General features: G+C 37.8%; 16 protein-coding genes. 8 read left to right on the plus strand and 8 right to left on the minus strand.

The window, feature by feature from the left end:
- Positions 1 to 13: 13 nt before the first annotated feature.
- The 4 genes from mreC to E0709_RS02285 all read left to right on the plus strand — a co-directional run bounded on the left by mreC (position 14) and on the right by E0709_RS02285 (position 3,787).
- Complete coding sequence (gene mreC, locus E0709_RS02270) at positions 14 to 1,066, plus strand: rod shape-determining protein MreC (RefSeq protein ID WP_132300110.1); 1,053 nt, start codon at positions 14 to 16, stop codon at positions 1,064 to 1,066.
- A complete protein-coding gene (mreD, locus tag E0709_RS02275) occupies positions 1,066 to 1,557 on the plus strand; it encodes a rod shape-determining protein MreD (RefSeq protein ID WP_132300112.1) in 492 nt (163 codons plus the stop codon). Before mreC ends, mreD begins: the two co-directional genes overlap by 1 nt.
- Positions 1,558 to 1,840: 283 nt before the next feature.
- Positions 1,841 to 3,019, plus strand: coding sequence for an ATP-grasp domain-containing protein (locus tag E0709_RS02280; RefSeq protein WP_132300114.1), 1,179 nt, complete (start codon positions 1,841 to 1,843; stop codon positions 3,017 to 3,019).
- Positions 3,020 to 3,034: 15 nt separating this feature from the next.
- Complete coding sequence (locus E0709_RS02285) at positions 3,035 to 3,787, plus strand: esterase family protein (protein WP_132300116.1); 753 nt, start codon at positions 3,035 to 3,037, stop codon at positions 3,785 to 3,787.
- 106 nt (positions 3,788 to 3,893) lie between these two features.
- Here E0709_RS02285 and yidC read toward each other — a convergent pair whose 3' ends face one another.
- From yidC to rpmH, 4 genes are read right to left on the minus strand one after another with little or no spacing between them, the layout of a single operon-like run.
- Positions 3,894 to 5,507 carry a membrane protein insertase YidC gene (gene yidC / locus E0709_RS02290; protein ID WP_132300118.1) on the minus strand — a complete coding sequence of 538 codons (1,614 nt, stop codon included), beginning with the start codon at positions 5,505 to 5,507 and terminating at the stop codon, positions 3,894 to 3,896.
- Complete coding sequence (gene yidD / locus E0709_RS02295) at positions 5,504 to 5,770, minus strand: membrane protein insertion efficiency factor YidD (protein WP_132300120.1); 267 nt, start codon at positions 5,768 to 5,770, stop codon at positions 5,504 to 5,506. The genes yidC and yidD overlap by 4 nt, the downstream gene beginning before the upstream one ends.
- Positions 5,725 to 6,093 (minus strand): ribonuclease P protein component, encoded by a 369-nt coding sequence (gene rnpA / locus E0709_RS02300; RefSeq protein WP_132300122.1) that lies wholly within the window; start codon positions 6,091 to 6,093, stop codon positions 5,725 to 5,727. Before rnpA ends, yidD begins: the two co-directional genes overlap by 46 nt.
- Positions 6,094 to 6,108: 15 nt before the next feature.
- Positions 6,109 to 6,243 carry a 50S ribosomal protein L34 gene (rpmH, locus tag E0709_RS02305; RefSeq protein WP_005539760.1) on the minus strand — a complete coding sequence of 45 codons (135 nt, stop codon included), beginning with the start codon at positions 6,241 to 6,243 and terminating at the stop codon, positions 6,109 to 6,111.
- A gap of 425 nt (positions 6,244 to 6,668) precedes the next feature.
- On the opposite strand from rpmH, the gene dnaA reads away from it, so the two are divergent.
- The 4 genes from dnaA (at position 6,669) to E0709_RS02325 (ending at position 11,101) form a co-directional block, all read left to right on the plus strand.
- Positions 6,669 to 8,036 carry a chromosomal replication initiator protein DnaA gene (dnaA, locus tag E0709_RS02310; protein WP_132300124.1) on the plus strand — a complete coding sequence of 456 codons (1,368 nt, stop codon included), beginning with the start codon at positions 6,669 to 6,671 and terminating at the stop codon, positions 8,034 to 8,036.
- Positions 8,037 to 8,065: 29 nt separating this feature from the next.
- The gene (gene dnaN / locus E0709_RS02315) at positions 8,066 to 9,166 is read left to right on the plus strand and encodes a DNA polymerase III subunit beta (RefSeq protein WP_132300126.1); all 1,101 of its coding nucleotides are present in this window, start codon (positions 8,066 to 8,068) and stop codon (positions 9,164 to 9,166) included.
- Between the two features lie 27 nt (positions 9,167 to 9,193).
- Positions 9,194 to 10,279 (plus strand): DNA replication/repair protein RecF, encoded by a 1,086-nt coding sequence (gene recF / locus E0709_RS02320; protein WP_132300128.1) that lies wholly within the window; start codon positions 9,194 to 9,196, stop codon positions 10,277 to 10,279.
- A 162-nt stretch (positions 10,280 to 10,441) separates the two neighbouring features.
- Complete coding sequence (locus E0709_RS02325) at positions 10,442 to 11,101, plus strand: DNA-methyltransferase (RefSeq protein ID WP_209300503.1); 660 nt, start codon at positions 10,442 to 10,444, stop codon at positions 11,099 to 11,101.
- Between the two features lie 76 nt (positions 11,102 to 11,177).
- Here E0709_RS02325 and E0709_RS02330 read toward each other — a convergent pair whose 3' ends face one another.
- The 4 genes from E0709_RS02330 to slmA all read right to left on the minus strand — a co-directional run bounded on the left by E0709_RS02330 (position 11,178) and on the right by slmA (position 13,696).
- Positions 11,178 to 11,933, minus strand: a complete 756-nt coding sequence (locus E0709_RS02330; RefSeq protein ID WP_132300132.1) for a class I SAM-dependent methyltransferase — start codon at positions 11,931 to 11,933, stop codon at positions 11,178 to 11,180.
- A gap of 124 nt (positions 11,934 to 12,057) precedes the next feature.
- Positions 12,058 to 12,729 carry a cAMP-activated global transcriptional regulator CRP gene (gene crp / locus E0709_RS02335; protein ID WP_132300134.1) on the minus strand — a complete coding sequence of 224 codons (672 nt, stop codon included), beginning with the start codon at positions 12,727 to 12,729 and terminating at the stop codon, positions 12,058 to 12,060.
- A 72-nt stretch (positions 12,730 to 12,801) separates the two neighbouring features.
- On the minus strand, positions 12,802 to 13,020 hold the full coding sequence (locus E0709_RS02340) for a YheU family protein (protein WP_132300136.1): 219 nt from the start codon (positions 13,018 to 13,020) through the stop codon (positions 12,802 to 12,804).
- Between the two features lie 19 nt (positions 13,021 to 13,039).
- On the minus strand, positions 13,040 to 13,696 hold the full coding sequence (gene slmA, locus E0709_RS02345) for a nucleoid occlusion factor SlmA (RefSeq protein WP_194965411.1): 657 nt from the start codon (positions 13,694 to 13,696) through the stop codon (positions 13,040 to 13,042).
- Positions 13,697 to 13,703: the final 7 nt, after the last annotated feature.

Raw genomic sequence — 13,703 nt, forward strand, 5'->3', positions numbered from 1 at the left:
TTTTGGATTGGCTATGAAACCTATTTTCGGAAAAGCCCCGCCATTGGGATTACGTTTATTTCTCGCCGTAACAGCCTCTATTGTGCTGATTCTTTCTGACGGGCAAAGTAATGCGATGATTAAAGCGCGTAGTGCGCTGGAAACCTTTGTCGGTGGTTTATATTATTTAGCTAATACTCCTCATACAGTGCTTGATAGTGTTTCTGACAATCTCATTGATACCAATAAACTGCAAATTGAAAATCGCGTATTGAAAGCACAATTACGAGAAAAAAATGCGGATTTATTATTGTTGGATCAATTAAAAGTAGAAAATCAACGCCTACGTTTATTACTCAATTCGCCATTACGCACTGATGAATATAAAAAAATTGCCGAAGTATTAACCGCAGAAAGTGATACTTATCGTCAACAAGTGGTGATTAATCAAGGCAGAGGAACGGGGGCCTATGTGGGGCAACCAGTGATTGATGAACGTGGCGTGGTTGGGCAAATTATCTCAGCCGGTGAAGATAGTTCTCGAGTCTTGTTATTGACAGATGTTACTCACTCTATTCCTGTGCAGGTATTGCGTAATGATGTACGAACCATTGCAAGTGGAACTGGTCGGGCAGATGAACTATCCCTTGATAATGTGCCACGTTCAGTGGATATTGTAAAAGGGGATTTACTGGTGACTTCTGGTTTAGGAGGGCGTTTCCCAGAAGGTTATCCCGTTGCGGTGGTTGAGACTGTTTCTCGAGATGGTTCTAACTATTTTGCTACTATTACCGCTAAACCCTTGGCTTCCTTAGAACGATTACGTTATGTTTTACTCCTTTGGTCCAGTGCGGAAGATATGCATAAGGTTCAGGCACTTTCACCGGAAGAAGTACGTAATGCTGTGCAACAACGATTAGGGAATACATCTAATATACGACCGAAAAAAGAAAAAGCAACGGATGAACAAGAACAACATATACTGCATCCAACGGATGATAATAGTACTGAAAGTTTACCGGTGGAAATGAATTTAAATGATACTCAGTTTGATCTTGAGTTAAAAGAACATCGGGAGGAAGATTAATGAACGGACGTTTTTTTATTCAAGTTATTAGCTTACTCTGTATTTTTGTAGTGGCACTAGTATTAGAAATTGCCCCTTGGCCAGCTGGTTTCCAAAGTTTCAAACCAGCTTGGTTAGTGTTAGTATTAACGTATTGGTCATTATCTATTCCGGAAAAAGTCAGTATTGGATCGGCGTTTGTGCTTGGTGTTATTTGGGATCTGGTGCTAGGCTCTGTGATGGGCGTGCATGCTCTAGTGCTTTCAGTGTTTATGTACGTAGTCGCAAAAAATCATTCTGTATTAAGCAATCTCTCCCTTTTACAACAGAGTTTACTCACTGTTTTATTGGTATTTTGTATTCGTATCGGCATTTTCTTGATTGAATGGACGATGCATAATGCTACTTTTCAATGGCAAGAAATCTTTGGCGCATTAATTAGCGGGCTACTTTGGCCTTGGGTATTTCTATTATTACGCAAGATCAGGTTGAAATTGCAGATCAATGAATAAATTTACCCGATTGGTTTTGCCGAAAATGATCACTATTTTTTTACCGTATTTGAATTGTGAATGATATATTTCTGAAAAATTATTATACTAATAGTTCTGATGTTTATAGTTAATAACATTATTTATTGATTATTATTTAAATTAAAACACTAATAAAATCTAAAATTACAAAATTTTGTCTAAATTTACCGTAGTTTAACCATATAAATTCTGTGGCAAAATAAGCAAAACTCGCTTAAAATCCAATCTGTATCTAAATTTTATTTATCAAGAGAACGTCACTATGTCTAAACCACTCAATTTTGTCATGATTTCCCCACACTTTCCAACCAACTTTGAAACTTTTGCAGTGCGAATGAAAGAAAAAGGCATAAATACCTTGGGGATCGCTGATACACCTTACGAACAGCTTAGCGAGAATTTACGCCATGCTTTAACGGAATATTATCGCGTAGATAATATGGAAGACTATGATCAGGTTTATCGTGCGGTGGGGTATTTTGCACATAAATATGGTCGTATTGATCGTATAGAATCGCACAATGAATATTGGCTTGAATTGGATGCAAAATTACGAACAGATTTCAATGTGTTTGGTTACAAAAATAAGGATATGCTTGCGATTAAAACCAAAGCACAGATGAAAGAAGTGTTCCGTCAAACTGGATTAAAAGTTGCTCAGGGGAAAGTATTTAAAACGGATGATGAAGCCCGTCAATTAGCCAATAAGTTCAATTTCCCCGTGATTATTAAACCAAACTCAGGTGTTGGAGCCAGTGATACCTATAAAATAAAAAGTGCGGATGAATTAGAAACCTTTTTTGCTTATAAAAATCCGCAAGTTGAATACATTATGGAAGAATTTATTGATGGTGATATTGTAACCTTTGATGGCTTAACTAATCACGATGGTCACATTGTATTCTATTCTAGCCTTGAATATTCGGAAGCAGTATTAGACACCGTAGAAAAAGATGGTGATATGTTCTACTATGTGCCACGTGATATTGCCCCTGAACTTATTGAATTAGGTAAACAATGTGTGGATGCTTTTGGTGTGCGTGAACGTTTCTTCCATTTCGAATTTTTCCGCGTGAAGAAAACAGGGGAATTTTTACCACTTGAAATTAACTGTCGCCCGCCGGGTGGTTTAACCATTGATATGTGGAATTATGCTAACGATTTTGACGTTTTCAAAGAATACGCTAACGTGGTGACAGAAAATAAATTTTATACAAATATTACGCATCCTTGGAATGTGGTATATATTTCTCGTAAAGCCAATCAAAACTATGCTAATACTATTGAACAGGTGTGTGAGAAATTTGCCGGCAATATTATTAGCGTACAAAGCGTGCCGGGAGTATTTGCTAAAATTATGGGGGAACACGGCATTTTAGCTCGTGCAGAGAGCATTGAGAAAATGCGCGAAATTGTACAATTTGCTCAGCAAAAACAGTAATACAGGAATAAAACTATGCATTTTGAAAGAAGAAGTCAGTGGAGCGGTGAATTAGGACGTGAAATGCACTTTAATGTGTATGGTCATGCTGGTAAGCCGGTTATCGTATTTCCATCATCAGGTGGAAATCAAAACGAGTATGGCAATTTTGGCATGATTGATGCTTGCCGTTCTTTTATTGAACGTGGCTTAATTAAATTCTATACACCAGATTCTTATGACAACGAGTCTTGGTTGGCGACATGGAAAAGTGCTCATGATATGGCATTAGCTCACAACGCCTATGATCGTTATATTGTTCATGAGCTCGTACCATTAATTCGTCATGAATCACAATGGAATGGATCCATGATTGCTACTGGTTGTAGCATGGGAGCATTCCATGCAATTAATTTTGCCTTACGTCATCCAGATTTATTTGATACGGCTATTGCCTTGAGTGGCGTATATGACGCTCGTTTCTTTACAGGCGATTTTGGTAGTGATCAAGCAGTGTATTTTAATTCACCGATTGATTATGTCGCAAATCAAAATGATGAGTGGTTTTTAGCACGTTATCGCCAAAATCATTATGTAGTGGCGGTCGGTCAAGGCGCTTGGGAAGAACAGCATATCGCTGATACATCACGGCTACAACAAGTTTTCAATAGCAAAGCTATTAGTGCTTGGTTTGATTTCTGGGGAAGTGATGTAGATCATGACTGGCCTTGGTGGCGAGTACAAATGCCGTTTTTCTTAGGTAAGCTAGAAGAACAAGGGGTTATTTAATCTGATTTAGTATTACCTTGAATTTATTGTACAAGGTTAATAAGTAGGGCATAGTAGATAAATAAAAGGTATCTTTCGATACCTTTTAGTTTAAATGCAGTCTTTATTATTTCCGAGAATGTAATCCCTTTTTCTCCAATCCTCGGTAAATCAATTGCTGTTGAATAATGGTAATCAAATTCGATACTAACCAGTATAATACCAAGCCTGACGGGAACCATAAGAAGAAAACGGTAAAGATCACAGGCATAAAGGTCATCACTTTTTGTTGCATTGGATCTGCCACTGGGGTGGGTGACATTTTTTGTAACAGGAACATCGATGCGCCCATTAATAATGGCAAAATATAATACGGATCTTGTGCCGATAAGTCTTGAATCCAACCAAAGAATGGAGCATGGCGTAACTCTACCGCTTCCATAAATGTCCAGTATAACGCAATGAAGATTGGCATTTGTACAAGAATCGGTAAGCAACCTCCCATTGGGTTGACTTTTTCTTCTTTGTACAATTTCATCATTTCCTGACTCATACGTTGACGATCATCGCCGAAACGTTCACGCATTTCCTGCATTTTGGGTTGCAACATCCGCATTTTCGCCATGGAGGTGTATTGTGCTTTAGTGAGTGGGTATAAGATCCCTTTCACAATGATAGTAACGCACATAATTGCCACACCCCAGTTCACCACAATACTTTGAATAAAGGTTAACAATTTAAATAATGGTTTTGCAATAAACCATGCCCAACCATAGTCAACAGTTAAATCAAGGTGATTGGCGACGTCGCCCATCTTGTTTTGTAATTTAGGGCCTGTCCAAAGTTGACTTTTGATCGTATCACTTGCTCCGGCTGGAACAGTCAAGATGGGACCACGATAGCCGATAAAACCCATGCCGTTATTGGTGCTCGTGTAAAGTTGATTATCTGCATCTTGATTCGGGATCCAAGCAGACACGAAATAATGTTGTAACACCGCAACCCAACCTGCTTTAGTATTAATCGCTAAGTTGTTTTTCCCCATATCTTCAAAACTATATTTTTTATAGTTGGTTTCAGATGAAGAATAGGCACCACCAGTATAAGTTGGCATTGCCATACTACCTGAATTTTCCACTAAAGTGTGTTTTAACTGACCATAAGGTTGTACTTCAATCGCTGTATCACTGTTATTTTGAATTTCATAATTCACTTCAACTGCATATTCACCGCGTTTTAACACAAAGACTTTACGATAAGTTACACCATTCTGGCTAAAGATTAATGGCACTCGTAATTCATTTTGACCATCAGCGAGTGCAAAGTTATCACCATCTACCTGATATGCTGCACGACCTGCCGCACTATCAATACCGTTTTTCCCCACTAAACCACTTTGTGCAACATAAACTTTGTTCGCATTATTTTCTAATAATACTAAACGTTGTTGGCTATTGAGTTGCGCGGCATAATCTAATAGGCTGCTTGCCACCACATCACCGCCTAACGTATCCACTTTTAAGCTAAATACGTCATTAGTTAGGGTGATAATGCGACCTTGAGTCGTTCCATCAACCATTGATGCAGATCCAGTTGAGCTGGTTGGCGTATCATTAGATACCGCAGAAACCGCGGTTTGTTGTGCCACTGGTTTAGGTGCTTTGTCAATTTCCCATTGTTGGTAAACAAGGAACGAAATAAATAGTAGAGCAAGAGCTAATAAGCTACGATTATTCATCAGTTGTTCTCTTTGTGATTATTGTTATCATTTTTCGGCGGAACAGGATCGAATCCACCAGCGTTTAAAGGATGACATTTTAATATACGTTTAAGCGTAAGCCAACCACCTTTTGCAACTCCGTGCGTTTTTATTGCTTCAATACCATAACAAGAACAAGTTGGCACAAATCGACACCGTGGACCGATTAACGGACTAATTGCAATTTGATAAACACGAATTAGTTTGATGAGAACTTTTTCGCCAAACGAATGTGACGTTGCCATAATTTTTCTAAAATTTGGGTTAAGGTTGAATTGTCTAATTTTCCAATCCCTGCTTTTGCCACAATCACAAAATCATAATGGGGCAAATGATGTTGTAACAAACGAAAACTTTCGCGGCATAAACGTTTAATGCGATTACGATCGTGGGCTCTTTTCAGATGTTTTTTGGCTACTGCTAAACCTAAACGTGGATGTTCTACGTTATTTGGGCGTGCAAGAATAGTGATTTCAGGTGCAGAAGAACGGATCGGCTGTTGAAAGACGTATTTGAAATGTTCGGGAGTCAGCAAACGCAACTCCCTAGAAAAGTTTAGCTTAACCACGCTAAAGCGTAAAGATTAAGCCGATAAACTTTTACGACCTTTAGCACGACGACGAGCTAAAACTTGACGGCCGTTTTTAGTTGCCATACGAGCACGGAAACCGTGAGTACGACTACGTTTTAATACAGAAGGTTGAAATGTACGTTTCATATTAAAATTCACCTAAATCAAAAATAGTTATTGATCGCTTTATTCACCAATGCCGTTGCAGACGCGAACAAAACACAAATTACTTGAAAACAAAAGGTATTCAAAGTTATCTAAAAGTTAAGGAACGAGATTTTACTCATAAAATCCTCGCTCGTCAAATTAGAATCAGCCAAATCAAGCAATTATTGATTAAAAATCTACAAATTATCTTATTTATATTTTGCAACTACTTGATTTTTCTTTATAAAAAATCGCTAAAAAAGAGTAGGCAAATTATACGGATTTTGCTAAAAATCTCAAGTAATTTTTTTGATCCTTTTATGAAGATCTTTCAACGTTTTTATTGTAGAATTAAATAAGTTTACACCGCACTTTTCTGTTAGATTCTTAGCTTTATAACATAATTAATTGATATTAAAACAAAAATGAACATTGACTTTTCAGCGCTATGGCAAGATTGCCTTTTACAATTACAGGATCAAGTGTCTTCCAACGACTTTAATATGTGGTTACGTCCTTTGCAAGCAGATGCTAATAACGAAAACCTTATGATTTTATATGCATCTAATATCTTTATTAAAAATTGGGTAGAAAGCCACTATTTAGAAAAAATCATCCAAATTACCCAGCAATTAAGCCAAAATCCAAATTTGGTGGTGAAATTGCAGGAAGGGACCAGACCAGCACCGCAAAAACAGGTCAATATTTCAGAGCAAACAAATAACTATAGTGTGGTAGAAAATTCAACAAGTTCTGAATCAAATACGTTCCGTACCAATTTGAATCCGCACTATGTGTTTGATAACTTTGTCGGTGGCAAATCCAATCAATTGGCTCGTTCTGCTGGCTTAAAAGTGTCCAAACATCCGGGGGATACATTAGCTAATCCGTTATTTTTATATGGTAGTACCGGTTTAGGTAAAACTCACTTATTACATGCTATTGGCAACGCTATTCTGGAAGATAATCCGAATGCCCGTATTGTGTATATTCATTCAGAACGTTATGTACAAGAAATGGTAAAAGCATTAAAAACCGAACGTTTAGAACAGTTTAAGAAATTTTATCGTTCATTAGATGTCCTCTTAATTGATGATATTCAATTTTTTGCTGGTAAAAGTGGAACACAAGAAGAATTTTTTCATACTTTTAATTCCTTATTTGAAGGGGGACGACAAATTATTCTGACTTCAGATCGCTTACCAAAAGGCATTGAAAACTTTACAGAACGTTTAACATCTCGTTTTGGGGTGGGCTTAACCTTACAAATTCAACCTCCTGAGTTGGAAACTCGTATTGCCATTTTGTTGAAAAAAGCGGAAGAAAAAAATTTAAATTTGCCGGAAGAAGTCGCCTTTTTTATTGCCGAAAGATTACGTACCAATGTTAGGGATCTTGAAGGCGCGTTGAACCGTGTGCAAGCCTATGCGGAATTTACTGGCAAACCTATTACCCGAGATTTTGCTGAAGAAACCTTAAAAGATATTTTGGCATTACAAGAAAAGTTAGTGACGATTGAAAATATCCAAAAAGTGGTAGCAGAATATTACCGTATTAAGGTGTCCGATTTAAAATCCAAAAATCGTTCACGTTCGGTGGCTCGCCCACGACAATTAGCTATGGCATTAGCCAAAGAACTGACTAATCGTAGCTTACCTGAAATTGGTAAGAATTTTGGTGATCGCGATCATACCACGGTATTACATGCTTGCCGTAAAACTTTAGAATTACGTGAAACCGATAGTAATATTGAAGAAGATTGGATAAATTTAAACCGCACTTTATCTGCTTAATTTTACGTTTAATCAATAGGAAGATCACTATGCAACTGATTATTTCAAGAGAAGATCTATTAAAACCACTCCAACAAGTTTGCGGTGTATTAAGTAATCGCCCGAATATTCCTGTATTAAACAATGTATTATTGCAAATTAATGGTAATATTCTGACCATTACAGGAACAGATTTAGAAGTGGAACTTTCTACACAAGTGCTATTACAAAATAGTGCAGAGGGTAATTTCACTATTCCCGCTAGGAAATTCTTAGAAATTTGCCGAAATTTGCCTGATGGTGCCACCATTACGGTGGATTTTGAAGAAGATCGAGCGCTTATCCGTTCAGGTCGTACCAAATTTAATTTGACGACTTTCTCGGCAGACGAATACCCAAATCTGACCAACTGGCAATCAGAAGTGAATTTTACCGTTACACAAAGCATTGTTCGTCGTTTAATTGATGCGACCCAGTTTTCTATGGCAAATAATGATGCTCGTTATGCGTTAAACGGAATGAAATTAGAAACGGAAGGAAATTTATTGCGTACTGTTTCAACAGATGGACACCGTTTAGCTGTTTGTACTATTGCCCTTGAACAAGATTTACAAAATTATGCTGTAATCGTACCGCGCAAAGGCGTATTAGAACTGGCGAAATTACTTGATCCAAATAGTGAAGAACCAGTGAACTTACAAATTGGCACAAATAATCTGCGAGTACAATTGGGGGCGTTGGTGTTTACAACTAAACTCATTGATGGACGTTTTCCTGACTATCGCCGTGTGCTACCACGCAATGCTGATCGTATTTTGGAAGGGGATTGGGAAACCTTAAAACAATCCTTTGTGCGGGCTGCGATTCTTTCTACGGATCGTGTTCGTACCGTTCGTTTACAGTTAAGTGAAAATCAACTTCGTATTTTGGCCACTAACCAAGAACATGAAGAAGTGGAAGAAACCTTAGATGTGTCCTACCAAAGCGAAGAAATGGAAATCGGTTTTAATGCCAGCTATGTGTTAGATGTACTTAATGCGTTAAAATGTAAACGTGTACGCATGCGGTTAATTGATGCCTCGTCAAGCTGTTTGATTGAAGATTGCCAAGATAGCAGTGCAGAATATGTTATTATGCCGATGCGTTTATAAAAACATTCGTAAAATCGACCGCACTTTATGGCTATTTCTCGCTTACTTATTGAAAATTTTCGTAATTTTACCGCCGTGGATCTTGAATTTGACCACGGCTTTAACTTTTTGATCGGCAATAACGGTAGCGGCAAAACCAACTTATTAGAAAGTCTTTTCTATTTAGGGCATGGCAGATCCTTTAAAAGTAACGTTACTACCCGAATTATTCGTTATGAACAACCACATTTCACCCTACACGGCAAAATTCAAGAACAACAACATCAATGGTCGGTGGGTTTACAAAAACTGCGTAAAGATGGCACTACCTTAGTGAAAATCAACGGTGAGGATGGTAATAAAATTTCCGATCTTGCCCATTTACTCCCGATGCAGATTATCACACCAGAAGGTTTAACCTTATTAAATGGTGGACCAAGTTACCGCCGGGCGTTTTTAGATTGGGGACTTTTTCATCATCACAGCAGTTTTCATTCGGCTTGGTCAGCCCTCAATCGCTTACTCAAACAACGTAACTCCGCCTTACAACAAAGTTATGATTATGCTCCGCTTAGAATCTGGGATATTGAACTTGCTAAATTGGCACATCAAGTCACCCAATGGCGTGCGGAATATGCGCAAGCATTAACGCCAGCCATTGAACAAACCTGTCGATTATTTTTACCTGAGTTAGAAATTCAATTAAGTTTTCATCAAGGTTGGGAAAAAGGCAGTGATTATGCTGATCTATTACGAGAAAATTTCCAACGAGATAAACAAATCGGCTACACGGTTTCTGGTCCGCAAAAAGCGGATTTTCGTTTTAAATCTAATGGATTGCCGGTGGAAGATGTGCTTTCTCGTGGTCAACTCAAATTACTGATGTGTGCCTTACGACTTGCTCAAGGTGAGCATTTAATGCAACAAAAAAACCGTCATTGTATTTTCTTGATTGATGATTTTGCATCAGAATTAGATCAAATCAAACGTGCCTTGTTAGCGGAACGCTTACAACAAAGCCGGTCACAGGTATTTATCACCGCCATAACACAGGATCAACTAGCTCAAATGCAGGTGGAGAAACATTGTAGTTTCAGGCTACAAGAAGGTAATATTACGCTCCTCGCGGAATAAACTGCGGTGATTTTTCCTTCATTTTTCTTAATGAATAAACGGGGGGATAGCAATGTGACAGTTTGCCATATTATGCTATAATCCGCAGCCTAATTCATAATTTTTGATGCCATAATGGAACAGCTATCTTGTCAACTATTTCATAGTGATTGCCAAATAATAATGCGTGATCTTGCTAATAAAAATCAGCAAGTTGATCATATTATCACTGATCCTCCTTATGCGATTTCTCAACATAACAATTTTCATACTTTAAATAATCCAAGAAAAGGCGTTGATTTTGGGACATGGGATTGGGGATTTGATCCCGCTTTCTGGCTTGAAAGCGCTTACCCTTTATTAGCAAGTAATGGTTCCATGATTATTTTCTGTTCATATCGTTTTATTTCGCAAATTACCCACAAAATTGAAAGTTTAGGAGGGGTAGTGAAAGATATTATGGTGTGGCAAAAAGCCAATCCGATGCCAAGAAATATTCATCGTCGTTATGTACAAGATATGGAATTTATTATTTGGGCGGTCAAATCTAAAAAGAGTAAATGGGTTTTTAATAAGCCTGAAGATAAACCTTATCAACGAGGATTCTTTCAAACACCCACGTTATTAGGTAAAGAGAGAACTGCACATCCGACCCAAAAACCCATTCGTTTAATGCATGAAATTATTAAAATTCATACTCATCCGGGACAACTTATTTTTGACCCCTTTATGGGGGTGGGTTCAACTGGTGTAGCTAGCCTAGACTTAAATCGGCGTTTTTTAGGTTGTGAACAAGATCTCCAGTGGTTTGAATTAGCACAGATAAGATTAAATTTGGGTTAAAACAACGTTGCACCTTAGTGAGTAATGAGTAAAGTGCGGTAAAAATCACCGCACTTTGGCAACCATACTCGTAATGCTATTTTTGACTACAGACGGCAATAAAATTCAGTTTTTTCTCAGGATCATTAAACACCTTAAACATTTTTTTAAAGGTTTCTCTGTTCTCTGATTTCATAGCATTAGAAACAATACGTAATGCCCCCAAAATACCTTCATCATGGATCATGCCTTTCGGGGATAACAAGCTCATTTCCCCATTAAAACTATCCACATTACGGAATCCACTGTCTTTAAATAATTGTACCCACCCATCATGAGTGAGTGGCGTGACGGTAATATTAATCGCTTCTCGTAATTGCTTAATAATTGGCTCTGCTTCCGTGGTGGTTAACATCACATCATGGGTTAATAGTAAACCGTTTGGTTTTAACACACGAAAATATTCTTCCACGGCTTTCATTTTTGCTTGCACGGGTAACATGGTTAACATTGCTTCATTAATCACAATATCAAAGCTATTATCTTCAAAAGGCAATTTCATGGCATTGGCTCGCTGTACATGAATTTTGTCTTGTAAACCATTTGCTGCGATATTTTTCTTGGCTTTTTCTAACGCTAGTTCATCCAGATCCACACCTTCAATATGGCAACCAAATTGTTTGGCAAGACTAATAGCAGTGGTTCCCATATTACAGGCGACTTCAAGTACTTTCTTACTGGCATCAAAATCACCGTTGGCAATTAACCAGTCTGTGGCTTTTTTACCGCCCGGGCGTAACCGCGTTTTACCTAAACGAGCTAAAAAATTATGTCCGACTTCATCTTTTTTCATCTTGCTTTCTCCCGCAATAAAATACTTGACTAAATATATCAGATTTTAGAATAAGAAAAATAAAAAAATACGGTAAACATTGATCTATACCAAAATTTACCGCATTTTTGCTATCAAAATTTCATTATTCTCTTGTACCATACACCACAATGGTTTTGCCGTGAGCTGAAATCAAATGCTCATCTTCTAGCATCTTTAAAATCCGCCCCACGGTTTCCCTTGAGCATCCTACCATTTGTCCAATTTCTTGACGGGTGATTTTAATTTGCATCCCTTCTGGATGGGTCATCGCATCTGGCATTTTGGCAAGATTTAACAGGGTCTGAGCAATACGCCCCGTCACATCCAAGAATGCCAAATTTTTTACTTGTTGTGATGTGGTTCTTAAACGTCTTGCTAATTGTCCGGCTAAGATCATCAGTACATCAGGGTTGACTTGTACTAACTGACGGAATTTTTTATAAGAAATCTCGGCTACTTCGCAAGTGGTTTTGGCACGAATCCATGCTGAACGCACGTCATTTTCATTAAATAAACCCGCTTCGCCAAAGAAATCACCAGACCCCAAATAGGTCAATAGCATTTCTTTGCCGTCTTCATCTTTGGTGGATACAGATGCTGACCCTTTAATTAAATAATATAGGGTCTCTGCCTTTTCACCGGCATGAATAATGCTTGTTTTCATTGAATATTTATGAATATGACAATGAGAAACGAACCATTCTAAGGTAGGATCCAAAGTATGAGCAGGTTTCTTTTCTTGATTCACATCAAGTTGCTGTACTTGTTCTGGCATAAATAACCTCTTTGTTCTAATAACCGATAGGCTTTGTTATCTCTCCTGTGCTATGTATTGAGATAAACAAACCTAACGTAGAAAATCCGTTTTATTTTTAATATCAATAGTTTCATGTAATTCTGACCAAACGATAACTGCTTTTTGTTGCCGGATTTGATCGAGTAAATTTTCTGTTTTCTGCGCTAAAGATAATTCTTCAACACCGTAATCTGTTCCTTCTCGCAAAATAAAACTTTCTACAATGTTAACCAACGTATCTTCTTCAAGTGCTTGCCAAGGAATTATCATGTTAATTTATCATTATTTATTAGGCAAACAATTGCTCAATTAGTTGCCATTGATGTTCAAAACTTTGATTTGTTGTACGGCGAAAATTCGTCCGGACATAACGCATAAACTGTCCTTCACAAAAAGTGACTAAATAACTCGCGATGACGCGTTCATCAAGAGAAAAGGTTTTACCTTCGCGTAATTTTCGGATTTGTAAGATATTCACGAATTGTAATTCTAAGCGATCAAAAAATTGAGCGGCACGAACTTGTAATTTAGCGTCTTCAAACATTAACGCATGACCAGTGAGAATCCGGGTCATGCCCGGATTTTTACGAGCAAAATCTAAGATCATTTGTAAAATATCATGTACTCGATTTTGGGTATTGGTTTCTAATTTTGTCGATTGCGAAATTCGAATAAATAAATTCTGTTCAATATTTTCAATCAAGGCTTCAAACATTTTGGTTTTGCTAGGGAAATAACGATACAAAGCAGCTTCCGACACCCCTACAGCTTCGGCTAAACGTGCCGTTGTCATACGCTCCATGCCACGTTCGGAATGAAGCATACTTGCCAACACGGCTAACACTTGCTGACGGCGTTCTTTAACACTACGCTTTTCTATTTTGGGTACAGATTTTTCCACCATAGCAGGCTCAATATCTGCAATTTCCAACTGTTCTACCATTATTTATTTA

The organism is Lonepinella koalarum (assembly GCF_004565475.1).
Classification (GTDB): Bacteria; Pseudomonadota; Gammaproteobacteria; order Enterobacterales; family Pasteurellaceae; genus Lonepinella; species Lonepinella koalarum.

What these genes read in the sequence shown, in the direction of transcription:
- mreC (WP_132300110.1), top strand. Translation starts at nt 14, where the DNA reads ATGAAACCTATTTTCGGAAAAGCCCCGCCATTGGGATTACGTTTATTT.
- mreD (WP_132300112.1), top strand. Translation starts at nt 1,066, where the DNA reads ATGAACGGACGTTTTTTTATTCAAGTTATTAGCTTACTCTGTATTTTT.
- E0709_RS02280 (WP_132300114.1), top strand. Translation starts at nt 1,841, where the DNA reads ATGTCTAAACCACTCAATTTTGTCATGATTTCCCCACACTTTCCAACC.
- E0709_RS02285 (WP_132300116.1), top strand. Translation starts at nt 3,035, where the DNA reads ATGCATTTTGAAAGAAGAAGTCAGTGGAGCGGTGAATTAGGACGTGAA.
- yidD (WP_132300120.1), bottom strand. Translation starts at nt 5,770, where the DNA reads ATGGCAACGTCACATTCGTTTGGCGAAAAAGTTCTCATCAAACTAATT.
- rpmH (WP_005539760.1), bottom strand. Translation starts at nt 6,243, where the DNA reads ATGAAACGTACATTTCAACCTTCTGTATTAAAACGTAGTCGTACTCAC.
- dnaA (WP_132300124.1), top strand. Translation starts at nt 6,669, where the DNA reads ATGAACATTGACTTTTCAGCGCTATGGCAAGATTGCCTTTTACAATTA.
- dnaN (WP_132300126.1), top strand. Translation starts at nt 8,066, where the DNA reads ATGCAACTGATTATTTCAAGAGAAGATCTATTAAAACCACTCCAACAA.
- recF (WP_132300128.1), top strand. Translation starts at nt 9,194, where the DNA reads ATGGCTATTTCTCGCTTACTTATTGAAAATTTTCGTAATTTTACCGCC.
- E0709_RS02325 (WP_209300503.1), top strand. Translation starts at nt 10,442, where the DNA reads ATGCGTGATCTTGCTAATAAAAATCAGCAAGTTGATCATATTATCACT.
- E0709_RS02330 (WP_132300132.1), bottom strand. Translation starts at nt 11,933, where the DNA reads ATGAAAAAAGATGAAGTCGGACATAATTTTTTAGCTCGTTTAGGTAAA.
- crp (WP_132300134.1), bottom strand. Translation starts at nt 12,729, where the DNA reads ATGCCAGAACAAGTACAGCAACTTGATGTGAATCAAGAAAAGAAACCT.
- E0709_RS02340 (WP_132300136.1), bottom strand. Translation starts at nt 13,020, where the DNA reads ATGATAATTCCTTGGCAAGCACTTGAAGAAGATACGTTGGTTAACATT.